This is a genomic window from Marinomonas sp. 15G6-16 (genome assembly GCF_055809555.1).
Genome location: NZ_CM147916.1, coordinates 2,388,454 through 2,411,500 on the forward strand (window position 1 = coordinate 2,388,454; position 23,047 = coordinate 2,411,500).

Sequence of the window (23,047 nt, forward strand, 5' to 3'; positions counted from 1 at the left end):
ATGAAAAATGAAGGCAAGTTTAAAAGCCTGTGACGTTGTAATTTTTGGTGGTGGTGGCGATCTTGCGATGCGCAAGTTGCTTCCTGCTTTGTTCCATTTGGATATGGATGGTTTGCTTGCTCCAACGACCCGTATTATTGGTGCGTCGAGACGAGAAGTAAGCACAGCTGAATACCAAGAGAAAGTTCGTGCTGCATTGGATGAATTTGTTCCATCGAGTGTTGGAGACGAAAAAACATGGCCTCGCTTCAAAGAGCGTTTAAGCTATGTTTCTGTTGATGCGCAGCAAGAATCTGACTTCTCTCGTCTTAATGATCACCAAGTCGGCGGTGATGATCGCGATGTCGTATTTTATTTGGCGACTTCTCCAGATCTGTTTGGTTCTATTTGTTCTTCCTTGGCGACTCATGGCTTAAATGAAGAGCGTATGCGAGTTGTATTGGAGAAGCCTCTCGGTCGCGACTTGGTTTCCTCTCGTGCAATTAACGACGAAGTTATGAAGAACTTCAACGAGCAGCAGGCTTTTCGTATTGACCATTACTTAGGCAAAGAAACAGTACAAAACCTATTGGCTATTCGCTTTGGTAATACTTTGTTTGAACCTTTGTGGGACAGTGCACACATTGATAATGTGCAAATTACAGTCTCTGAAACGGTCGGTGTTGAAGGTCGTTGGGGTTATTACGATAAAGCCGGTGCTATGCGAGACATGGTGCAAAACCACTTGATTCAGTTGTTGTGTCTTGTAGCTATGGAGCCTCCAGGTCGAATGGATGCTGACTCTGTACGTGATGAAAAAATCAAAGTGCTAAAAGCATTGCGACCAATCACAGGCGCAAATGCGTACACGAAAACAGTTCGTGGCCAATATGCAAAAGGCATGATTAAAGCGAAAGATGTAAAAGGTTATTTTGATGAAGAGGGGAGTAACCCAGATTCAAGAACCGAAACTTTTGTAGCTTTACGAGCTGATATTGATAACTGGCGTTGGGCTGGTGTTCCGTTTTATCTAAGAACGGGGAAACGTTTAGGTCAGCGTTATTCTGAAATTGTTATTCAATATAAAGCGGTTCCTCACAGTATTTTTAGTGATGAAAGTAATCGTCAGCTACAGCGTAACCAGTTGGTTATCCGTCTTCAGCCAGAAGAGAAAATTTCCTTAACAGTAATGAATAAAGTACCTGGCGCAAGCGAAGGTATGAATTTGCAACCAGTAGACTTGAATTTGAGTTTAACGGAAGCATTTAATGATAAACGTAGTCCAGAAGCGTATGAACGTCTGTTATTAGATGTTATGCGTAATGATGCAACCTTGTTTATGCGGTATGATGAGGTAGAAGCGGCTTGGAAATGGGTAGATGGTATAATGTCTGCTTGGAGCCAAACAAGTGAACGCCCGAAAGAATACGCATCTGGTTCTTGGGGACCTGCGGCATCAATGGCGTTACCAATTAAAGATGGTCGTAACTGGCACGATTATTAATTATAAAAAAGGAAAATATAATGAGTACTTCTTATACTGCAGCACAGGTAATGACTGCAACTTCTGTAGTTCCTGTAATTGTTGTTGACGATGTTGAACAAGCTGTTGCTTTGGGTAAAGCGCTTGTTGCTGGTGGTGTTCCTGTTTTAGAAGTGACACTACGTACTCCTGTAGCATTAGAAGCAATCACAGCACTTCGTAAAGAAGTGCCTGAAGCGATTGTTGGCGCTGGTACGGTTTGTTCTCGTGCTCAATATATAGAAGCGATTGAAGCTGGCTCTCAGTTCATCATTAGCCCAGGAATGACTGCAGATCTTTTGAAAGTAGGTAAAGAGTACGATGTACCTTACTTGCCTGCTGTTGCAACGATTTCTGACATTTTGTTGGGTATGGAGCATGGTTATGACCACTTCAAATTTTTCCCAGCTGAAGTGAATGGCGGCGTTAAAGCGCTGAAAGCATTTGGTGGTCCGTTGTCACAAATTAAATTCTGCCCAACAGGCGGCATTGGCGAGAACAACTTCCGTGAATACCTAGCTCTACCAAATGTGCTTTGTGTTGGCGGTTCTTGGATTGTTCCAACAGACCTAGTGCGTGCTGGTAAATGGGATGAAATTACAGCATTGGCAAAATCTGTTTCTCAATAAGATTTTAGTGCTGCTCAAAAAAAGGGAAAGGCGATCGCCTTTCCCTTTTTTATTGCCCGAAAAGCACTAGAGGTTTTCTTCTGCAAACTCTGCTAATCGGCTACGTTCTATGCCATTTACATGCATGATGCTCGCGTATTTAAAGGATTTAGATTTCTCCACGAGATAAGTGAGGCCTGAAGTAAGTGGCGTAATGTATTTGTTGTCTATTTGTGCCAAGTTACCTAAAACAATGATTTTTGAATTGCTGCCGATTCGAGTAACAATGGATTTTAATTGGAATTGAGTCAGGCCTTGAGCTTCATCGACAATGATTAAGGCGTTGTTAAAAGAGCGGCCACGCATGAAGTTTAGGGATTTGAATTGGATGTTTGCTTTTTGTTTGACGTAATCGATGCTGCTAAAAGAATGCTCGTCTGCACCATGAAGTATTTCTAAGTTGTCATCAAAAGCTGCTAACCACGGCGCCATTTTCTCTTCTTCTGTGCCAGGTAGAAAGCCAATATCTTCTGCCATTGGAGGTGTAGAGCGGGCCACAATGATTTTGTTGAAGCGTTTTTCTTCCATCGTTACTTGCAGTCCATAGGCAAGTGCTAGCAAGGTTTTCCCTGAGCCAGCAGGTCCTGTCATTACCATTAAGTCTGAATTGTCATGACGGAGAAGATAAAACGCCATTGCTTGCTCTAGGTTGCGTGGATGAATTCCCCAGAAGTTTTGGTTCATAAGGTGTTGTCTATTAATGTCGAGAAGGTAGACAAACTCTTGGTCTATATTCACCACAAAACCGATGAAATCTTCATCGTCTATAACAAACATGTTTAGGTAAATATTAGGTAGAGAGGTTTTGCTAATCACATGCACTGTATGGCGTCCATGAGCCTCTGTTTTCACACTGTTGATCGTTGACCAAAAACTGTCATCAAAATGAATGTAGCCTTTACTCATTAAGTCTAAGTCATCTAATACACGATCTTTTCGATAATCTTCTACGCGCTCTAATCCAGACCCTTTGGCTTTGATTCGCATATTGATGTCTTTTGTGACTAAGCACACGGAAGATCTAGGATGCGTCGCTTGCAGGCTTAATCCCACATTTATGATGCGATTATCGTTGGCGTGGTCATGGTTGCCATTCAAGAAGGGGATGTTGTCAGTGAGTGTGATTTGTTGGTCAGGGAAAATAGCTAAGGTTCCCTCGCTGCCTTTTCCTTGGTTTGTGTCTTGGCTGTCTAATACTCGAATAGGAACACCTGCTTGAAGTGCTTTTGGGGAGGCATCGCCCACTATTTTGTCTATGGTATTAATGGCAACACGAGCTTCACGGCTAACGTCTTTGTCTCTCCTATCTTTGATGACGTCTAACTCTTCTAAAACTGTCATAGGAATGACGACCTTGTGTTCCGCAAATGCATAAATTGCTAAAGGGTCATGTAACAATACATTGGTATCAAGAACGTATATTTTTTCCATAGAGCATTACTCCTGAAGTGAGTGCAAGATGTTTGAAAATAAATAAGCGAATGAAACAAATAGTACTGGTTGAGGGTGATCGTGAGAGAGAATAAAGAGTAAAAGATAGATTCTTTAGTGTGAGCTTTGCTCCCCATATAAAAGGGTGCGGGTGAGAAATGTGTTTTTTGAAATTATGGTTTTTTAGCAAGCTTAGCCTCACTGTCTTTATCCATACTCTAATTAGAGTGTATGACAGTTTTGTTGCTTATACTTGTTTTAATTAGTTTTTTAGGCATAAAAAAACCGCTGGTTATAGCAGCGGTTTTTTTGAAGTGCTTAGATCTTACTCATCAAGGAAGCTTCGTAGGTGTTCTGAGCGGCTTGGGTGACGTAATTTACGTAACGCTTTTGCCTCAATTTGACGAATACGCTCACGTGTTACATCAAACTGCTTACCCACTTCTTCAAGAGTGTGGTCAGTATTCATATCGATACCAAAACGCATGCGCAATACTTTGGCTTCACGGGCTGTTAGGCCAGAAAGAACCATAGTTGTTGACTCACGCAAACCTTCAATAGTGGCGATGTCGATAGGAGACTCCGCGCCGTCGTCTTCGATGAAGTCGCCAAGATGTGAATCTTCATCATCACCAATCGGCGTTTCCATAGAAATCGGCTCTTTCGCGATTTTCAATACCTTACGGATTTTATCTTCTGGCATATCCATTCGAGCAGCTAGCTCTTCAGGTGTTGCCTCGCGACCCATTTCTTGTAGCATTTGACGAGAAATACGATTTAGCTTATTGATTGTCTCAATCATATGTACCGGAATACGGATAGTACGAGCTTGATCGGCGATAGAGCGAGTAATCGCCTGACGAATCCACCAAGTAGCATAAGTCGAGAATTTATAGCCGCGACGATATTCAAACTTATCGACCGCTTTCATCAAGCCAATGTTACCTTCTTGAATAAGATCCAAGAACTGTAGGCCACGGTTTGTATATTTTTTAGCAATCGAGATAACCAAACGTAAGTTCGCTTCTACCATTTCTTTCTTCGCACGACGTGCGCGAGTTTCACCGATCGAAATACGACGGTTAATCTCTTTCAGTTCAGCAATGGTTAAGCCTGTTTCTTTGGTTACTGCGCGAAGTTTACGCTGGCTACGCATAAATTCCGCTTCGTTTTCTTCTAGAGCGGCAGCATAGTCTGCACCAGAAGAGATTTGCTCTTTTAGCCAATCAGGATTCGTTTCGTTGCTTGGGAAACGCTTCAAAAACTCAGTTCTAGGCATGCCTGACTTGCGCACACAAACTTGCATGATTAAACGTTCTTGGTCACGTATTTTAGTCATACGAGAACGAACGCGATCAATTAAGTCGTCAAATATTTTTGGAACTAATTTGATTGGAGCAAAGCTAATGCTTAGTTCTTCTTGCTTACTTTTTACTTCAGGATCTTGGCGATCTTTGGTTTCTAGTAAAACTTTTAGTTCATCGTAGATCCGCGAGATTTCATTGAAACGTAAAGCCGTTTCTTCAGGATCAGGACCGTTATCAGTCTCTTCTTCCTCGTCATCTGAATCGTCATCTTCGTCAGTATCGACAGCGTCTTCTTCAACAGGGACTTCTTCTGTCATTAACTCTTCAAAGACAGGTTCTTCTCCGTCACCATCGATAAATCCACTAAAGATGTCGCTTAGACGACCTTCTTCTTCTTGAACTTTTGCGTACGTATCAAGTAAAACGTCAACTGCGCCTGGGAAGTAGGAAATAGCGGCCATCACTTCACGCGTACCTTCTTCGATACGTTTTGCAATGGCAATTTCACCAGCACGAGTTAATAGTTCAACTGTTCCCATTTCGCGCATGTACATGCGAACTGGATCGGTTGTTCTGGTGATGTCGCCTTCTACAGCGGCTAAGGCTGCAGCGGCTTCTTCTGCGGCTGCTTCGTCCGTGGCATCGCCTTCTTCCATTAGAAGGCTATCTTTATCCGGTGCAATTTCAGAAACTGTGATGCCCATGTCATTGATCATGGCAATAATTTCTTCAACTTGCTCCGGGTCAGAAAGGTCATCAGGGAGGTGGTCATTAACTTCAGCAAAAGTTAGGTAACCTTGTTCTTTACCCTTGGCGATCAACTCTTTGAGGCGTGACTGTTGAGTGTCTGGCATTCGACAACCTATCGTTAGAAATTCATTTAGATGTTTAGCAAGCCGCGGATTATACTAAAAACGATTACTTTTTTCCAGAAAATCCTGCTTTTTTTGACTGTAATTTAGGCAGGGATTATGACTTTTTTTGTCTTATCTGTTCAATGCGTTTGAGTATATCTTGCTTGCTTTCCTTTGTATCTATGGATGCGGGGCCCTTGTTTTTCAAGTACTCTTCGCCAAGTTTATTTTCATAAAACAAAATTGTGTCAATCACTTCTTTTTCTGGATTTGGGATCTTCGTTTTTATTGCTGCGTCTGGATGATTTAGTAACGCATAAACCTCAGCAATAAAAATATTATCCGTTATTTCACCTATTAAGTGACCGACGTTATTGTCAGGTTTTTTGTGAAAGTAACGCCAAATCTTACAGAGGATTTGCAGTTCTTCATTTGCCTTGTTTATCAGAGGGTCAGGGATTTCGACCTCTTTTGCTATGTGTGGATGAAGTAGCAAACAAATAGAGGCTTGTCTTATGCGGCTTAAGCTAGAAGGTGCAGGAGGGAAGTGAACCTCTTTCTCTTTAAATTTGCCGCCCTTTTTGAAGGGGGATTTCTTATGACTTTCATATTGATTGGGTGTATTGCCATAGTCATGGTTTGAATGATTTTCATATTCATCGTATGCAGGGGCATAATGGTCTTCGTCATAGCCAATGTGTGGAATTTGCTCATGTGATTCTGTGTATTGGCTTGTGTTTTGATTGCTTGGTTCGTGCCTTTGTTTGGGAATAGACGTATTGCCAAGTGTGTCGCTGTCAATGCCAGATTGTTCGCTTAACTGTCTAATCAGCACCGAGCGGAAGGTCAATTCTTTCGGTATTTGTTGAATCATGCTCATGGCATTGCGCGTAAACTGAGCTTCGCCTTCTTCGTCGCCGAGGGTGACTTGGTTTCTAGCATGTTCAAACAAAACATGAGAAAGAGAAGAGGCATCTTCTAATCTGCTATTAAAGGCGTCTTTGCCTTCCTGTCTTACTAATGAATCAGGGTCTTCGCCTTCCGGCAAAAACAAAAAGCGAATTTGTTTTTCATCTTGCATGACGGGAAGGGCGGCTTCTAGTCCGCGAATAGCCGCTGAGCGGCCTGCTTTATCGCCATCAAAACAAAGAACGACTTTACTGACTAACTTAAAGAGTTTGCGAATATGTTGGCTGTTGACCGAGGTTCCAAGCGTGGCAACAGCGTTTGTGATGCCATGTTGAGCCAGCACAATAACGTCCATGTAGCCTTCGACGACAATGATTTGGTCTAAGATAGGTGTGTTTTGTTTGGCTTCGAATAATCCATAAAGCTCTTGGCTTTTTTGAAAAACAGGTGTTTCAGGTGAGTTTAGGTATTTGGGTTTTTCATCCCCAAAAGCTCGTCCACCGAATGCAATGACTCGGCCACGAGAGTCTCGAATAGGGAAAATAATACGATCACGGAAGCGGTCATAATAATGGCCTGGTTGATCTTTCTTTTCGATCAGCATTCCGCCCAAGAGTAATTGCTCTTGGCTTTCGGCTCTCGTTCCTATGCGTTTTAGAAGATTGTCCCAACCTGGCGGCGCATAGCCTAAACCAAACACCTTGGCTATTTGACCTGATAAGCCTCGATCTTTTGAAAGGTAATCAGTGGCTTTTTTCTTATCTGGGTGTTTTATCAATTGCTCTTGATAAAATTGCGAACTTTCAGATAAGCGTTTCAGGAGTTCTGCGTTTTGTTCGTAACGATCTGGTGTGCCTTGTTCTCTTGGTACTTCCATACCGGCGTCTTTAGCTAGAACCTCAATCGCGTCCACGAAGTCTAAATGATCGTGTTCCATAACGAAGGAAATAGCGTTGCCGCCAGCACCACAACCAAAGCAGTAGTAAAACTGCTTATTTGGATTAAGGCTAAAAGAAGGGCTTTTTTCGTTATGAAAGGGGCAGAGGGCGCTGTAGTTTTGGCCTGTTTTTTTTAAGCTAATACGAGACGCAACCACGTCGGTTAGGTCTGTTCGAGCTAAAAGCTCGTCAATAAACTGATCAGGAATGCGTCCCGCCATCGAATTAGCCTAGTTGTGCTTTTACTTGTTTGCTGATTTGCGCCATATCGGCACGACCTTGTACTTGAGGTTTTACAATAGCCATTACCGCGCCCATTTGCTGCATTGAGCTAGCGCCTGTTTCTGCTATTGCGGCTTTGACAATCTCACCAACTTCTTCATCAGTCAATGGTGTTGGTAAAAATTCGCTGATGATTGCCATTTCTTCTTGCTCAACTTGAGCAAGGTCGTCACGACCGCCATCAAGAAACTGTTGGTTAGAGTCTTTACGTTGCTTGTTCATTTTATCTAGAACAGCCAATACTCGAGCATCGTCTAATTCAATACGTTCATCTACTTCAATTTTTTTGCATTCAGCTAAAATTGTGCGAATAACGGTAACGCGTTGCTTTTCTTTCGCGCGCATTGCTGTTTTTAGCGTATCTGAAATGTGCTTTTTTAATTCTGACATGGGGTCCTCTTTATTTTCTAGTAGGCGAGTATATAAACAAAAAAAACGGCTAGTTAATTAACTAGCCGTTTTTATAAGCCTAAATACAAGATGCGTCTAGGCAAACATTTGTTTTTTAGCAAATTGCCAAACGGCAGATTGGCCTAGTACAAACGTTGGAATTTTTTCTGCTCACGAGAAACTTTCTTAGCGTGACGCTTAACAGCAGCAGCTGCTGCACGTTTGCGAAGAGTAGTTGGTTTTTCGTAGCATTCACGACGACGAACTTCAGCCAAAACGCCTGCTTTTTCACAAGAGCGTTTGAAGCGACGTAGAGCGATGTCAAATGGTTCGTTATCTTTTACTTTTACTGCTGGCATGTTTTTACCTTTCAATATGTTTTTTTAAAGTTTAAGTATTCACAAAAACGGCGTGAATCATACCCGTGTTTAGTGGGTTTTCAAAGCGCGCTTTTGTTGAACAGAGTGAGATCTAAAATAGATCGATTTTTCTTACTCTGGACAGACTGTGGTCGCGTCTGTAACTGTATATATTTTTTCAAGAGTGGTGTTTGGGTCGCCATATTGCTTACTTCAGAAGCTATGTGCCAAACTAGAAAAATCACCTGCCTTTTAATTTAAACATTGAAAACGCGCGCATTATAAAGCTTCTCGCTTGCATTGTCTAACTTCATTCACGATTACTCACTTTAAAGTGACGTTCGGCTCTGCAACCAAGGCAACAGATAAGGTACAATGCGCATCAAATGACTGATGAGATTGCTTCAATGAAAGTGTTGGGATTAGAAACCTCTTGTGATGAGACTGGAATCGCGATTTACGATACCGAAAAGGGTTTATTGGCTCATAAAATATACTCTCAAATTGCTCAGCATGCTGAATATGGCGGTGTGGTGCCTGAATTGGCATCTCGAGATCATGTGCGTAAAACTCTACCATTGATTGATGAAGTACTGGATGAAGCTGGTTTGAAAAAATCTGAGCTTGATGCTGTTGCTTATACCAGTGGTCCAGGATTAGTGGGTGCTTTGATGGCGGGTGCCACGATTGGTCGCTCATTGGCGTATTCTCTGGGAATTCCCGCTTTAGGCGTTCATCACATGGAAGGCCATTTATTGGCTCCAATGCTTGAAGAAACTCAACCAGCAATGCCTTTTATCGCCTTACTTGTTTCTGGTGGACACACGCAATTGGTTCGTGTTGATGGCATTGGCGAATATAAATTGTTAGGTCAATCATTAGATGACGCTGCAGGTGAAGCTTTTGATAAAGCCGCTAAAATGATCGGTTTGCCTTATCCTGGTGGTCCGCAAATTGCGGCGCTGGCAAAGCAAGGGAATCCTGATTCTGGGTTGAAGTTTCCTCGCCCAATGACGGATCGCCCAGGTTTGGATTTTAGTTTCAGTGGTTTGAAAACGGCCTTTTTGACGGCTGTTCATACTGCGTTAGATGAAGAACGCTGCGATGAGCAGTTTAAAGCGGATGCCGCTTTAGCGTTTGAAACAGCCGTAGTAGAAACTTTGGTGATTAAGTGTCGCCGCGCGCTAGAAATAGAAGGATTAAAACAGCTGATTATTGCTGGCGGTGTGAGTGCCAACCAACGTTTGCGTGAGCAGCTTGAAAGTCAGCTGAAAAAAATGAAGGGAAATGTATTCTATGCACGACCTGAATTTTGTACTGATAATGGCGCTATGATTGCTTATGCTGGCGCTCAACGATTATTGAATGGACAGTCTTCGGAGTTGAATTTGTCGATTCGTGCTCGCTGGCCTTTATCCGAATTACCACCGTTAAAGGCGTCATAAAATGAAAGATTTAGTATTTATCGAAGGTTTACAGGCTCAGGCGGTTATCGGAGTTTATGATTGGGAAAAGGAAATCCAACAAACTTTGGTATTTGATTTGGAAATGGAGCACGACAACCGTGTTCCTGCGGCAACAGACGATCTTTCAAAAACCTTGGACTATGAAGCCATTTCGAATTTCATTTTGGCATTTTGTGCTAATCGTCAGTTTGAGTTAATAGAAACCTTAGCTGAGCGTTTGGTGGAAGAGTTAATCGCCCAGTTTAAGTTGAATAGTGTGTTACTGACTTTACGAAAACCGGGAGCGGTTCCGGCAGCATCAGCGGTTGGCGTGAAAATTTACAGACAGGCAAATATAGCAAGCCAAGAGTAAATCGCTTTAGGGTTTTACTCGTTGTGTATTTTGAGCGTAAGAGGTGAAGGTTTACTTTTGAGCGCTTCTATTCTGGATTGCTTTAATGCTTTTCCTAGCTCTGCACCACTGTAGCCTTGTTTCATAAGAGAAGATGCATTGATCGCGGCGATGGTTTCTCTAAGTGTATTCCAGTCTTCTATTTTAGACTCTGTTAAATGACTTAAAACCTCAATCAATATCATAAATGGTTGAGGTTTTTTTATGGCATTCACTGACATTAGCCAGTTTTCCCAATTTTCAGCATCCATTGAAATCTGTTGTGCCTCAAGAAAAGATCGAACCTGCTCGGCTAAAGTCTTAAATTGATTTGGGCATCGAATACGCTGATGTAACTCTGTTAGTGATTCAATGGGGGTGTTTTTTGAGAGAATCGCCCAGCGTTGAGTTGGCGTCCATTTTACCTGATTAAGTGTGTTTTTTTGCTCTGAATTACTTTTCCAAATTAGCTCAGGAAAAAGCTTGTCTAGCGCGTTTGCCTCTTCTAAAACGCTAAAAAAAACATCAGCATATTGCGTGTTTAATGCTTTTTCTAGCTCTTTCCAGATGCGTTCAGCACTTAACGTAGCAAGCTCGCCAGAAGCGCTGATTGTCTGCATCAGCGCCATGGTCTCGGGTGCAATCTTGAAGCCTAGATGATGAAAGCGTGCGGCAAATCGAGCGACACGTAATACACGCAAAGGGTCTTCTACAAAAGCTTCAGATACATGACGGAAAATGCGATTTTCTAAATCCTGCTGGCCATTGAATGGGTCAATCAGAGAGCCGTCTTTATCCTGCGCAATGGCATTGATGGTGAGATCTCGTCGCTCTAAATCTTCTTCTAAGCTAATGTCTGGGGAAAAGTCACATATAAATCCTGTGTAGCCAGCGCCTTGCTTTTTTTCCCTTCGAGCGAGAGCGTATTCTTCTTTATTAGTGGGGTTTAAGAAAACAGGAAATTGTTTGCCAACTTGTTGATAACCTTGTTGTTCAAGCTGCTCTGGTGTGGCACCGGTAACAACCCAGTCTCGGTCAATAACTGGGATGTTGAGTAATTGATCTCTTACGGCACCGCCAACGAGATAGACTTGATAAGAGGGCATTGTTTACGATTGGCCCATTTCACATTGCTCTGGAAAAGTTGCACTCCACTGGCTAAAGCCACCGTTTAAGGAATACACTTCTTGGAAGCCTTCTGCAGCAAGGTACTCTGCGGCGCCTTTACTGCTGTTGCCATGGTAGCAGCAGACAATGACAGGTTTTGACTTGTCTGTGTTATCAATGAAGTTTTGAACGTTGTCGTTTGTTAGGCTAATGGCATCGGTTACGTGACTTGTTTGAAAGCTTGCTAAGTCACGAATGTCGACGATGATAGCGTTGTTTTCAATGATAGGAAGAGCGTCTGCGATATCGATACAAGTATAGGTCATGAAATATTCCGGTTAATAGAGCACGATGTGCTAAAGCGTTGTCTGTCTTCTAGGCGTAAGGCGGTTAAACTTCCGCCCCAAACACAGCCAGTGTCTAACGCATGAATGTTATCTTGATGAGTGATTCCTTCAATGGCAGCCCAATGCCCAAAAACAATATGGCAGTTTTCAGGGAGTTGGGTTGGGTAGTTAAACCAAGGCGCGTAACCTTTTACTGCGGTGTTAATACCCTCTTTTGACTTTAGATCGAGCTTGCTGTTTTCGTCACAAAAACGCATACGAGTTAAGTAGTTAGTTATGGCTCGTAATCGATCCATCCCTGTTAAATCATCACTCCACTTTCTAGGAGTATTACCATACATGGCTGCAAAAAAATCATCAACTGTGTCGGATTTAAGCTTTTCTTCGACCTCTGACGCTAACGACAGTGTTTTATCCAAGTCCCAGCAAGGTGGTATGCCTGCGTGAGTCATAATGGTATTTAGTTGAGGGTCGTAATGGCAAAGAGGCTGATTACGGAGCCAATTCATTAATTCATCACGGTCGCTGGCCATTAAAATTTCGGCTAAGGTGTCTTTGCGTTTTAGCTCTCCGTGACCATGAGCCACTGCGAGCAGATGTAAATCATGGTTGCCTAATACCACTTTTGCACTGTCACCGAGAGACTTGATAAAGCGCAGCGTTTCAAGCGACGCTGGCCCTCGGTTAACTAAATCACCAGCGAACCAAAGACGGTCTTCTTCTGCTTGGTAATTTATTTGCTCTAACAGCTGTACGAGTTGTGGCAAACAGCCTTGAATATCTCCTATCGCATAAGTTGCCATAATCGCCTAATGAACCTGATTTGGAACGGAAAGAGTGAATGGAAGAATGACGGCATCGAACTCCGTACCGTCGTCAGCGACAAACTGATAACTGCCTTGCATGCTGCCAACTACTGTGTCCATCACAGTGCCACTAGTGTAGTGAAATGATTCACCCGATTGAAGATATGGATATTCTCCAATCACGCCGCTGCCTTTGATTTCTTGCACTTGTTCATTGCCATTGGTGATTATCCAGTGGCGAGTAGTCAGTTTGGCTGGTTCCGTCCCGCAATTTGTCATCGATATATGATAAGCAAAAATATATCGAGACTCGGATGGTGTTGACTGGCTTGCAAGATACTCGGTGCGTACTGACACCACGACATCGTACTTTTCCATTTACCCTTCCTTTTGCAGTACGTGATTGGTGATTCGTACAAAGTCTTCTATGTCCAATCTTTCTGGACGTAGGCTTGGGTCAATGTTGAGTGATGCAAAGTCGTCATTGTCTAGCACGCCTTTGTAGTTGTTGCGTAGGGTTTTGCGACGTTGCTGAAAGCCAATGCGAACCATGTCTTCTAGCTTTTTAATATCGCTAACAGAGTAGGGCAATGTCTTGTGAGGCGTCATTCTAACAATGGCTGAATCTACTTTTGGTGCAGGGTCGAATGACTCTGGCCCAACAATGAAAAGCGACTCTACTGCGCAATAATACTGCGCCATGACGCTCAGACGACCATAAAGGCTGTCACCTGGGCGCGCTGCTAAGCGGTCAACCACTTCTTTTTGAAGCATGAAATGCATGTCTTCAATCACTTCTGCTTGACTCAACAAATGGAAGATAAGAGGTGTTGATATGTTGTACGGCAAGTTACCAACAACACGAATGGATTGCTCATCTGTCTTCAAGGATGTGAAGTCGAATTTCATCGCATCGGCTTCATGAACAGTTAGTTCAGGAAACTTAAACAGATTTACTTTTAGGATTGGGATCAAATCACGGTCAAGCTCAACAACATCCATTCGCTCTGTAACACTGATGATACCTTCGGTTAAGGCACCTTTACCTGGGCCAATCTCAACGATTCGTTGTCCTTTCTTTGGGCCAATGCAAGCCACAATACGACGGATCACACCGTGGTCATGAAGGAAGTTTTGGCCGAATCTTTTTCTCGCTTTATGGGGTTGCTGTTTGCTCATTTAGAAAACTTTTTTGCGTTATTTGCCATGTTAATAGCATGTTGAATGGCCACTTTTAGGCTGCCGTTATTTGCTTTGCCTGTGCCAGCTAAGTCAATTGCTGTGCCGTGGTCGACGGATGTTCTTATGATGGGTAAGCCTAATGTAATGTTTACAGCGTTACCAAAGCCTGAGTATTTTAACACAGGTAAACCTTGATCGTGATACATGGCCAAAGCGCAGTCTGCATTGTCTAAGTATTTGGGCGTGAATAAGGTATCTGCAGGTAAGGGGCCAATTAAATCTAAGCCTTCTTGGCGTAGCTTGTTTAAGGTTGGAATGATTATATCAATCTCTTCCATTCCTAAGTGTCCGTCTTCACCTGCATGAGGGTTTAAACCACAGACCAGAATTTTAGGCTGCTTGATAGCAAACTTCTCTTGCAAGTCTTTATTTAAAGCTCTCACAACCAAGCTGATACTTTGCTCAGTGATAGCGGCTGAAATATCTTTAAGCGGCAAGTGAGTAGTTACCAGCGCCACTTTCATTGCTTCTGTGGCAAGCATCATCACCACATGGGGTGACTGACACTGAGCTTGAAAAAACTCTGTATGGCCAGAAAAATGCACGCCAGTTTCACATAGAATGCCTTTATGAACGGGCGGTGTGACAATGGCATCAAATTCGCCACGAATACAGCCTTCTCCTGCGGCTTTGAGTGTTTCTAATACATAGGGAGAATTTGCTATATCAAGAACGCCTGCTGTGCTTTGTTTTGCCTGCTGTATTGGCAGCACAGAAATGTCACCTTGCTTGTGAGGGGCTGCCTCATTGGCGTTTTTAAGCGAAATGATTTTAGGCGTTAAGCCAAGCGCTTTGGCTCGATTGCTTAATAATTCGGGATCGGCAAGAACAATTAAGCGAGCAGGGAAGGTTTGCTCGCTTAATGCACTAATAATAATGTCAGGGCCAATACCTGCTGGTTCCCCAGAGGTAATGGCGATAATGGGAAGAGAATGTGTTGTATCACTTACCATTTTTTTGTCTCTCAATTCGATTTTCTATCGATGAAGGCATCAGCGCGTAACTCATCCAACCAGCTGCTTAATACAACGTCTTGCTTTTGAGCGGTAAGCGCTTGTTGTGCGTTTTGGCGTTTTACTTTATCGCTAATGTCGGCTTCTCTTCGACCTTCAACTTGCAGAATGTGCCAACCAAATTGAGTTCTAAACGGTTTGCTAATATCGCCAACATTGGTTTGGTTCATCATGGTCTCGAATTCTGGAACCATGGTTCCCGGTGTTACCCAACCTAGATCACCGCCTTGCAATGTCGAACCTTGGTCTTCGCTGTATTCTTTCGCAAGTTCGTTAAAATCTGCGCCAGCTTTTAATTTGTTATACAGCTCATCCGCAAAAACTTGTGTCTGAGACATGTCTCGAATTTCATTTGGACGTACAAGAATATGTCGAGTTTTTGTTTGCTCTTGCAAGGTCACGGATGGTGAGCGTTTTTCAATTAGCCACAATAGATGGAAACCAGCGTTACTTTCTATAGGGCCAATTAGCGGACCTGCCTCTGAATCTAATGCACGAACAAAAAGAGGTGGCAATTGATTTAGTGGGCGCCAGCCTAAATCACCGCCTTCAATAGCGAACTGACCGTCGGATTTTTCAACGGCTTGTTGAATGAAGTCGGCTTCAGTGCGTGTATTTTCTGCAATGGCTTGAATTTCTGCCTTGGCTTTATCTGGATCTGTCGCTCGAATAATAATGTGGCGAAGGTGAACCTGATCTTTTTCTTTGGTGATACTTGTGTTGGAGCTCAAGTAATCATCAATTTCTTGGTCTGTAATCGAAATACGCTTTCTAATGATTTCGCGTTTAACGTTGTTGATTAAGATTTCTTGCTCAATTTGATCTCGGTAGCGAGCAAAGTTAATGCCTTTGCTGGCAAGTACATTTTTTAAACCTTGAAGGTCTAGATTCATATTTTGTGCAACGCCCAGAATTGCTTGGTCAACATCTGAGCTTGAAGCGCGCATACCAATTTTGCGAGCGTAATTAACTTGCAAGACTTCATCAATCATTTGGTTGAGGATTTGACGATGAATATTGTCTGTCATCACACCGCCTGGCACACGATCTTTTACAATTTGAAAACGGTTTGAAATATCGCTTTCTAAAATAGGCGCTGAATCAATAATCGCAGCAATGCCGTCAACTTTGGTTTGGGCCGCATTAAGTGTTTGAAGCGGTGTCACTGCTAGGGCTGTAAAAAATAAAAAAGAAAACAACTTCATGGTTAATATCCAACTTTTCCTTGGTTCCAGTAGGTATCTGCAATGCTGCTTGCGTCGCTGTTTGCGCTGCCAGCGGAGCTTAGACCGCGTAAAGTAAATTGTAAGAAAACGCCTCGATCAGATTCATCATCGTCATCAATCCAATCCTGATAACTCAATGAAACTTTTACACAACAGTTCTCATAACCTAATCCAAAGATTTGTCTTGAGAAATCTTCATCTAAGAAGTCATATGTGTATTGTGTATACATTGACCAATTTTGGTTGACAGGGAGAATGGTGCCAATAGCTGCTTGATGTGTATCGTCATCTGAATCGCTGTTATCGAGGGAGTATAAATAACTTAAGTTGATCTTTATATCATCGATAGGTTCTAAAGCGGCAATAAACTGCACTAAGCTGACGTCGTTTTCATCTAAATCGTAGTTTAAATTGTTCGTTAAGCTATAACGGTCACCACTGTAGCTGACAGATGTGAGTAAATCACTCTGTTCTGCGTCATCAATGGCTGTATCTTCATCTGTGTCGCCGTCAATATCAACATAACGGTCTTTTAAATAAAAGATCTGGCCTGCTTTGAGTACCCACTTTTCATTATTATTTTCATCATATATACGGCTTTCTAAACCAAAAGTGATTTGTTCCGTATCGCCGATACGGTCATCACCGCTAAATCGCTCGTGACTGAAAGCTTGTGAGTAAGTCAGCGTTGGGTCACTGCCATCAAAGTCTTCAATCTCATCTTGATCTTGGTAAGGTGAGTTTAGGTAATTAAGTCGAGGTGTTAGCGTTTGACGACCTACAGAATCACCTATAGCAAGCTTGCGCTCGAAAGTTATCGAAGAATCAAGATAGCTAGTCAGGTGACCAATAGAGGAAGAACTGTCCGTTCCTGTTGTGTAGTCATGCACATTGTAGTCTCGATACTGAGCTAAAATACCCGGAGAAATGCTGCCCCAAGCATTGCTAAAATCAAGGCTGATGTTTTGATTTAATACAAGACGCTCGCCATCGAAGTCATCTTCATCTGGGTCATAAAAGTCGGTGTATTGTGTGGTCAACGCGTAGTTAAAATAAGACGAACTGGCGGCATAAGAACTGCTTATTCTTGGGCGCCATTCAAAGGGTTTGTCTTCTGAGTCATCAGGCGTTTGATAGGTTAGGTAAGTGATCTTATTTAAGAAATTACCATTGTTGAAACTGATGTAGGCGCTACGCTCGTAGTTGTCTTTTTCACCAATCGATGTGGTGTTCGCTTCTGGGTATAAGTCTTCCGTTGGGTTGTCTTCTAATGTGACGCCCGTGGTGATGTATGAATTGAACTTTTGCTTGGTTGTGAATTTGATCAGGGTTTGCTCGCCTTCATCATCGCTCTCAAAAGTCGATTGCTCATACGTGGTTGTGCCATACGAGCTTAGATGTCTAATCTCTAAATCAATGCCTTCCCCTTCCTGTTGAATGTAGTTAGGAGTAATAGTCGCATCAAGATTTGAATCTATGTTCCAGTAGAAAGGCGTTGATAAGCTCAAGCCATCTGAGCCGGAATAACCAAAGCTAGGGAATAAAAAACCTGTTTGGCGGCGGTCATCGATAGGGAAGCGTAACCAAGGGAAATAGAAAACAGGGATATCAGCAATACGAATGTGAACATGTTTTGCCGTACCAAAGCCACTGTTTGGGTCCAGTTCGATTGAGCTGCCGTAAAGCTTCCAGCTTTCATCAGTGGGTTCGCATGTGGTGAAGAAGCCTTCTTCTATAAAGACCACACCGTTTTTATCGTACAGTAAAGAGTCTGCTTCGAGTCGAGCACCAGTATCATGATCGAGAAAACGTGCGTCAGTAAATTCGGTTGCTGTTTGGCCATTATTGGAAATGTAGCTGTTAGAACTTCTAATTAGCTGGTTTTTGCTACGCAGCACAACATTGCCACTGGCTTGGTAATACTCATCTGGAACCCCTTCAATCTGATCGGCAGATAAAGTGGATTCTGGCTGTGTAATTTCAGCCGCACCTTCAAGGTGTATTACGCCACTCCTGTCCCGAACGATTAGGTCGGCCATAAGATGGGTGTTTGGAGAGCTTGTCGATTGCCAAGTGTTAACATAAGCCCCTTTGCAGTATTGACTGAGTTGAGCTTGCTGTTCAGCTGTCAAAGATTCTCTAGGCGCCCAGTCCCATTGATTATCTTGCGCCTGAGCAAGTGGCAATATGAAAAGACTTTGCAAAAATAAGGCGTAGGTTCGTAAATGCTTAACCATGCGAGGTATACTTGTTACCAATAATTATTGTCCGAAATCGGATGCTGCCCATAAGCGGGTCCATGTTGTGAGACAAATGATAATCTAAGCAGGCCCATAGGGGCTACCGATTCTGGAGAAATATCTTTATGTGGAAAATTGTTTGTGCCGTTTTAGGCTTTATTTTGGGCGGTTTTTTTCTCGCTCTTATTGGTTTTTTTATCGGTAGTGCTATTGATAGAAGTCAGGCAGGTGGAGCGTTTAACGGTTTTGGTGGGCGCGCAAATGTGCGTTTACAACAGGAAACTTTCTTCCGCACTTTATTTCTTTTGATGGGGCGTCTAGCCAAATCCGATGGACAGGTATCAGAAGCGGAAATCCAATTAGCGCAAGCGGTTATGCAGCGTCTTAGATTATCTCCTGCAGCACAAGAGCAAGCCAAACAGCTTTTTAATGAAGGTAAATCGGCCAATTTTGACTTAAATGCTGTTTTGAATAATTTTAAAGAAGTGGTTGGCCCTGGCGATCTTACTCGAACTTTGTTGGAAGTCTTGCTGGTCTCTTCTTATGCAGACGGTCATTTTAGTGTTGAAGAAAAATCTTTTGTCTCTCAAGTGTGCGCTTACCTTGGTGTGTCTGTGGCGGAATTCGAAGCGCTACATATTCAAGTTAAACAACAAGCACATTTTAGACAGGGTTATCAGTCTTCTTCAGATGGTGCGAGCTCAAAAGACTTATTGAAGTCAGCTTATGAAGTATTGGGTGTAACAGAAGATATGACAGATGCTGATATTAAAAAGGCTTATCGCAGGCTAATGAGCAAGAATCATCCGGATAAATTAAGCTCACAAGGTTTACCTAAGGAAATGATTGAGCTGGCGAAGGAAAAAACGCAGGAAATTCAATCTGCTTATGAGTTGATTAAAAAAGCTCGTAAGTAAACGAGCTTGAGTAAGTTTTTTATAAAATACTTTGTTATTTAGAATTAAGGGCTTTCATAGAAAAGCCCTTTTTTTACGCTTGGTAATGTCTTTCTTTGGTCTATTTGACTGGTGTTTTGTTTCAAAAAACCACGAACTCGCTGTACTAAGAGTTGTTTGCTTTTCTTTCCTGTCACTCTGTCTGGTACAGCATCCAATTGAATAAAATCACCGACTGCTTCTTCCCTTTGGTTGGCCGCTTGCTTGCGCCAAATGGCGAATTGATTACTTCCTGCGTGGTTGTTTACATAATAATCAAGGATTGGCTGAGGTATTCCACGAATCTGCTGGGCAAGATTGTAATGGCTTGTTGTCGCAGGTGTTTCAATATCGATGAGCATTAATGCGCTGGCCGTGTCTGGGTTATTTGCTAAGAAATTCAACGCGTACGCCGCGCCGGTTTTGTAGCCCAAAAGGGTGAATTCTTCTATTTCATTACTTTGTGCTTTGGTGATCGTGGCAAGAATTCTTGTAGATACCACATCTTGATTTGGCAATTCCACTACTTGGGCGTTGTCTTCTTGAGCATTAATTTGTGTGTTTATCGCTTCCGCCCGTTTGATAATGTCTGGGACTTCGATGGAGATGGTACACCAGCTGTGTTCTGGTAAGGCATTACGCAGAGGAGCAACCGCATCTGGCCAGTCTGGGTGTTCATTGTCACTGTGTAGAATGATGACGCAGCCTTGAGTTGAGCTGGTTAACGAAGGTTGATAAAGCGTTAGAAACGGTTCTCCGTTCGCTTCCAATGTATCGATCTGATGAGTGAGGTGGCGAATTCTTAATGAGGTTTCCAGCGCGCTTATGCGTGATGCTTGAGGCGTTGGGATAATATAGCTTCTGTCTTCTTTGTTATCATCTGCTGTTTCATTGGCTGGAGCGGAAGTTTCAGCAAGCGATAGACTGCAAGCACTCAGAAGTAGAAACGATAATAAAATATTAAACAGCGCTGTATTTTTCTTCATTGTTTTCAATACTTCTTTTGTGTGCCTTGTTAAAATAATGACATACTTTCAAACTATCTTTTATTGTGTCACCGCTGGAGTCAGATATGAATGATTTTTTCATCGCACCTTCGATCCTTGCTGCCGATTTTGCTCGATTAGGCGAAGAGGTCGATCAGGTTTTAGAAGCGGGAGCAGACATCATACACTTTGATGTGATGGATAATCATTATGTTCCCAATTTAACGATTGGTCCTATGGTCTGTAAGGCGCTGCGTAAACATGGTGTGACGGCCGATATTGATGTTCATCTTATGGTGAAGCCTGTTGATCGCATGATTGGCGACTTTATTGAGGCGGGCGCTTCTTTTATTACTTTTCACCCAGAAGCCAGTGAACATATAGACCGATCTTTGCAGATGATTCGTGACGGAGGCTGTAAAGCAGGACTAGTTTTCAACCCTGCAACACCTTTGCATTATCTTAAGCATGTCATGGATAAAGTGGATATGGTGCTGTTAATGTCGGTTAACCCTGGTTTCGGCGGGCAGTCATTTATCCCTGGAACATTAGATAAGTTGCGTGAAGCGAGAGCTTTGATTGATGCGAGCGGCTACGATATTCGACTTGAAGTTGACGGCGGCGTCAGTGAAAAGAACATCGCAGAAATTGCCAAAGCCGGTGCGGATACTTTTGTTGCGGGCTCTGCCATATTCGGTAAAGGCGATTACAAAGCTGTGATTGATTCCATGCGAGCTGAATTGGCGAGTGTGCGCTAATGAAAACACCGAAACTTTTTTCAAAATGGTTTGAAGGTTGGCCTGAGTTAGTGTGTCTCGATTTAGATGGCACCTTGGTTGACAGTGTTCCTGATATTGCGGGTGCAGTAGATGCGTTTTTAGCCGAGCTTGGTGCGCCTTTGGCAGGTGAAGACTTGGTGCGTACTTGGGTGGGCTTTGGTTCTGCTAAATTGATCGAACAAGCCTTGGAATGGGCAAACCTTGATGCTGAAAAGCATGAAGAAGCTTATCGAATTTTTCTGATGCATTATCACGCTCATTTAACGGACAGAACGACCTTATACCCTAACGTGGCGGCCTTATTAAAAGCACTAAAACATAATGGTGTGCCTGTGGCATTGATCACGAATAAGCCAAGCGTTTTTGTTAAGCCTATGTTGGATCATTTTGAACTGACTGAGCAATTTGGTTGGTTACTGGGTGGCGATACATTAGAAGAGAAGAAGCCTTCCGCTTTGCCTTTGTTGCATTGCAGTGAGTCCATCGAAGCCTTGCCTGAAAAGTGCTTGATGATAGGAGACTCGATTACCGATTTTAACGCAGCGAAAAATGCTGGATTCAAGTGTGCTTTGGTGACTTATGGTTATCATCAAGGTGTTGATCTTGCTGGTTTAGGGGCTGATGCGGTGATGGATGATTTAGCCGAATTACTAATGTGATTCTAATCAAATAGATTCGTAAGAATTGATTTAAAAGCGCCAAGTGGCATATCCACTTGGCGTTTTTTTATGGCTTAAATGTTTTTCTTTGAAGTCGTTTCGACTTCAGCTGGTGGCAGCATATTGCCATTGTCGGCCATATGAACTGTATGTGTAGGGAAGGCCACTTCGGCGCCGTGAGATTCAATGATGCTCATTGCTTTGAAGAGAACATCTTCTTTCACATTATGAAAGGTTCGCCAATCTACTGTTTTGGTGTAGGCGTAGATAAAGAAGTCCAGAGAAGAAGGGCCAAATTGGTTGAAGTTCACCATGTAGACTTGCTCTGTATCGAGGTCTTCGTGATTGGCAACCATGCTCTTAATTTCACCCAAAATAGTAGGCAAAAGACTAAAGTCGTCATAACGTACACCAATGGTTTCATTGATACGACGATGTGTCATGCGAGATGGGTTTTCGACAGATATAAGAGAAAATGTTGCGTTTGGAACGTACAGCGGTCGTTTATCAAAGGTACGAATACGAGTCTGGCGCCAACCAATATGTTCTACAGTGCCCTCAATATTTTGGTCTGGTGAACGAACCCAATCGCCAATGGCAAAAGGTCGATCCAAGTAAACCATTAATCCGCCAAAGAAGTTTGCTAATAAGTCCTTTGCAGCAAAGCCAACAGCAATACCGCCAATACCCCCAAAGGCCAATACACCTGAAATGCTGTAGCCAAGCGTTTGTAATATCACCAAAGCAGACGTAATGATGACAGAAGCGCGCAATAACTTACTAATAGCGCTTGCGGTTGTGTAATCGACATTGGTTTTTACCTTGTCTGAATTAACAATGGCTTTTTCGCTTTCAGCAATACAGCGCAAAATAAACCAAGTTAATAGAGCGATGACGCCGACTTCTCGAACAGCTGAAATTAAGGACGATAAATCTGGGTCGATTTCTGTTCCTGAAATTTCTGCCGCAACGCTTAGGCCGACCAGCCAAATAAAGGCGCCAGCAGGCTTTTGTGCTGCGGTAATGAGTACGTTGTCCCAAGGTGTTTTAGTGCGTTCTAGCTGTTTATCGAGGCGCATTAAAATACGATGGACAATAAAATTGACAACTAAGGTGACTGAGACAACCAAAAATACACGGACAACCCAATGCATGTCTGTATCGCCTAGACCTAAGTATGTTTGTGCCGTTTCCCAATTCATTATGAGTTCTCTATTTCTATTGTGCGGTTC

The 23,047-nt window shown here is 42.8% G+C and carries 22 protein-coding genes; 7 read left to right on the forward strand and 15 right to left on the reverse strand.

What is annotated here, in order from left to right; genetic code table 11:
• The first annotated feature begins 7 nt into the window (after positions 1-7).
• A complete protein-coding gene (gene zwf, locus AC0L46_RS11425) occupies positions 8-1,483 on the forward strand; it encodes a glucose-6-phosphate dehydrogenase (RefSeq protein WP_473503710.1) in 1,476 nt (491 codons plus the stop codon).
• A gap of 20 nt (positions 1,484-1,503) precedes the next feature.
• Positions 1,504-2,130 carry a bifunctional 4-hydroxy-2-oxoglutarate aldolase/2-dehydro-3-deoxy-phosphogluconate aldolase gene (locus tag AC0L46_RS11430; protein ID WP_414680600.1) on the forward strand — a complete coding sequence of 209 codons (627 nt, stop codon included), beginning with the start codon at positions 1,504-1,506 and terminating at the stop codon, positions 2,128-2,130.
• Positions 2,131-2,196: 66 nt separating this feature from the next.
• On the opposite strand, the gene AC0L46_RS11435 is transcribed toward AC0L46_RS11430, so the two are convergent.
• From AC0L46_RS11435 to rpsU, 5 genes are all read right to left on the reverse strand, one after another.
• Positions 2,197-3,600, reverse strand: a complete 1,404-nt coding sequence (locus tag AC0L46_RS11435) for a PhoH family protein (RefSeq protein ID WP_414680599.1) — start codon at positions 3,598-3,600, stop codon at positions 2,197-2,199.
• Positions 3,601-3,925: 325 nt separating this feature from the next.
• On the reverse strand, positions 3,926-5,761 hold the full coding sequence (rpoD, locus tag AC0L46_RS11440) for an RNA polymerase sigma factor RpoD (protein WP_473503712.1): 1,836 nt from the start codon (positions 5,759-5,761) through the stop codon (positions 3,926-3,928).
• Between the two features lie 115 nt (positions 5,762-5,876).
• Entirely contained in the window at positions 5,877-7,829 is a 1,953-nt protein-coding gene (dnaG, locus tag AC0L46_RS11445; protein WP_473503714.1) for a DNA primase, read from the reverse strand.
• Positions 7,830-7,833: 4 nt separating this feature from the next.
• On the reverse strand, positions 7,834-8,280 hold the full coding sequence (locus AC0L46_RS11450; protein ID WP_414680596.1) for a GatB/YqeY domain-containing protein: 447 nt from the start codon (positions 8,278-8,280) through the stop codon (positions 7,834-7,836).
• Between the two features lie 143 nt (positions 8,281-8,423).
• The gene (gene rpsU, locus AC0L46_RS11455) at positions 8,424-8,639 is read right to left on the reverse strand and encodes a 30S ribosomal protein S21 (RefSeq protein WP_009835737.1); all 216 of its coding nucleotides are present in this window, start codon (positions 8,637-8,639) and stop codon (positions 8,424-8,426) included.
• 407 nt (positions 8,640-9,046) lie between these two features.
• On the opposite strand from rpsU, the gene tsaD reads away from it, so the two are divergent.
• Both tsaD and folB read left to right on the forward strand, forming a co-directional pair.
• Positions 9,047-10,084, forward strand: a complete 1,038-nt coding sequence (tsaD, locus tag AC0L46_RS11460) for a tRNA (adenosine(37)-N6)-threonylcarbamoyltransferase complex transferase subunit TsaD (protein WP_473507136.1) — start codon at positions 9,047-9,049, stop codon at positions 10,082-10,084.
• Between the two features lies 1 nt (position 10,085).
• The gene (folB, locus tag AC0L46_RS11465) at positions 10,086-10,457 is read left to right on the forward strand and encodes a dihydroneopterin aldolase (protein ID WP_473503716.1); all 372 of its coding nucleotides are present in this window, start codon (positions 10,086-10,088) and stop codon (positions 10,455-10,457) included.
• A 14-nt stretch (positions 10,458-10,471) separates the two neighbouring features.
• Here the strand turns inward: folB and AC0L46_RS11470 are convergent, their stop codons facing one another.
• The 8 genes from AC0L46_RS11470 to AC0L46_RS11505 are packed head-to-tail and all read right to left on the reverse strand — an operon-like array spanning position 10,472 to position 18,453.
• Positions 10,472-11,581: a tRNA nucleotidyltransferase/poly(A) polymerase-related protein gene (locus AC0L46_RS11470; protein ID WP_473503718.1), complete on the reverse strand. Its 1,110-nt coding sequence runs from the start codon at positions 11,579-11,581 to the stop codon at positions 10,472-10,474.
• 3 nt (positions 11,582-11,584) lie between these two features.
• The gene (glpE, locus tag AC0L46_RS11475) at positions 11,585-11,908 is read right to left on the reverse strand and encodes a thiosulfate sulfurtransferase GlpE (protein WP_317002843.1); all 324 of its coding nucleotides are present in this window, start codon (positions 11,906-11,908) and stop codon (positions 11,585-11,587) included.
• Positions 11,905-12,732 (reverse strand): symmetrical bis(5'-nucleosyl)-tetraphosphatase, encoded by an 828-nt coding sequence (locus AC0L46_RS11480; protein ID WP_473503720.1) that lies wholly within the window; start codon positions 12,730-12,732, stop codon positions 11,905-11,907. The genes glpE and AC0L46_RS11480 overlap by 4 nt, the downstream gene beginning before the upstream one ends.
• Positions 12,733-12,738: 6 nt before the next feature.
• Positions 12,739-13,113: a Co2+/Mg2+ efflux protein ApaG gene (gene apaG, locus AC0L46_RS11485; RefSeq protein ID WP_317002845.1), complete on the reverse strand. Its 375-nt coding sequence runs from the start codon at positions 13,111-13,113 to the stop codon at positions 12,739-12,741.
• Entirely contained in the window at positions 13,114-13,914 is an 801-nt protein-coding gene (rsmA, locus tag AC0L46_RS11490; RefSeq protein WP_473503722.1) for a 16S rRNA (adenine(1518)-N(6)/adenine(1519)-N(6))-dimethyltransferase RsmA, read from the reverse strand. It abuts the gene before it with no gap.
• Positions 13,911-14,930: a 4-hydroxythreonine-4-phosphate dehydrogenase PdxA gene (pdxA, locus tag AC0L46_RS11495; RefSeq protein WP_473503724.1), complete on the reverse strand. Its 1,020-nt coding sequence runs from the start codon at positions 14,928-14,930 to the stop codon at positions 13,911-13,913. The genes rsmA and pdxA overlap by 4 nt, the downstream gene beginning before the upstream one ends.
• 11 nt (positions 14,931-14,941) lie before the next feature.
• Complete coding sequence (locus AC0L46_RS11500; protein ID WP_473503726.1) at positions 14,942-16,195, reverse strand: peptidylprolyl isomerase; 1,254 nt, start codon at positions 16,193-16,195, stop codon at positions 14,942-14,944.
• Between the two features lie 2 nt (positions 16,196-16,197).
• A complete protein-coding gene (locus tag AC0L46_RS11505) occupies positions 16,198-18,453 on the reverse strand; it encodes an LPS-assembly protein LptD (protein ID WP_473503728.1) in 2,256 nt (751 codons plus the stop codon).
• 128 nt (positions 18,454-18,581) lie between these two features.
• On the opposite strand from AC0L46_RS11505, the gene djlA reads away from it, so the two are divergent.
• Positions 18,582-19,373, forward strand: coding sequence for a co-chaperone DjlA (gene djlA, locus AC0L46_RS11510; protein ID WP_414680588.1), 792 nt, complete (start codon positions 18,582-18,584; stop codon positions 19,371-19,373).
• Between the two features lie 44 nt (positions 19,374-19,417).
• On the opposite strand, the gene AC0L46_RS11515 is transcribed toward djlA, so the two are convergent.
• A complete protein-coding gene (locus AC0L46_RS11515; RefSeq protein ID WP_473503730.1) occupies positions 19,418-20,377 on the reverse strand; it encodes a DUF3530 family protein in 960 nt (319 codons plus the stop codon).
• An 86-nt stretch (positions 20,378-20,463) separates the two neighbouring features.
• Between AC0L46_RS11515 and rpe the strand changes: the two genes are divergently transcribed.
• Positions 20,464-21,135, forward strand: a complete 672-nt coding sequence (rpe, locus tag AC0L46_RS11520; protein WP_473503732.1) for a ribulose-phosphate 3-epimerase — start codon at positions 20,464-20,466, stop codon at positions 21,133-21,135.
• On the forward strand, positions 21,135-21,815 hold the full coding sequence (locus AC0L46_RS11525) for a phosphoglycolate phosphatase (RefSeq protein WP_473503734.1): 681 nt from the start codon (positions 21,135-21,137) through the stop codon (positions 21,813-21,815). Before rpe ends, AC0L46_RS11525 begins: the two co-directional genes overlap by 1 nt.
• A 74-nt stretch (positions 21,816-21,889) precedes the next feature.
• Here AC0L46_RS11525 and AC0L46_RS11530 read toward each other — a convergent pair whose 3' ends face one another.
• On the reverse strand, positions 21,890-23,017 hold the full coding sequence (locus AC0L46_RS11530) for a mechanosensitive ion channel family protein (RefSeq protein WP_473503736.1): 1,128 nt from the start codon (positions 23,015-23,017) through the stop codon (positions 21,890-21,892).
• Between the last annotated feature and the right edge of the window lie 30 nt (positions 23,018-23,047).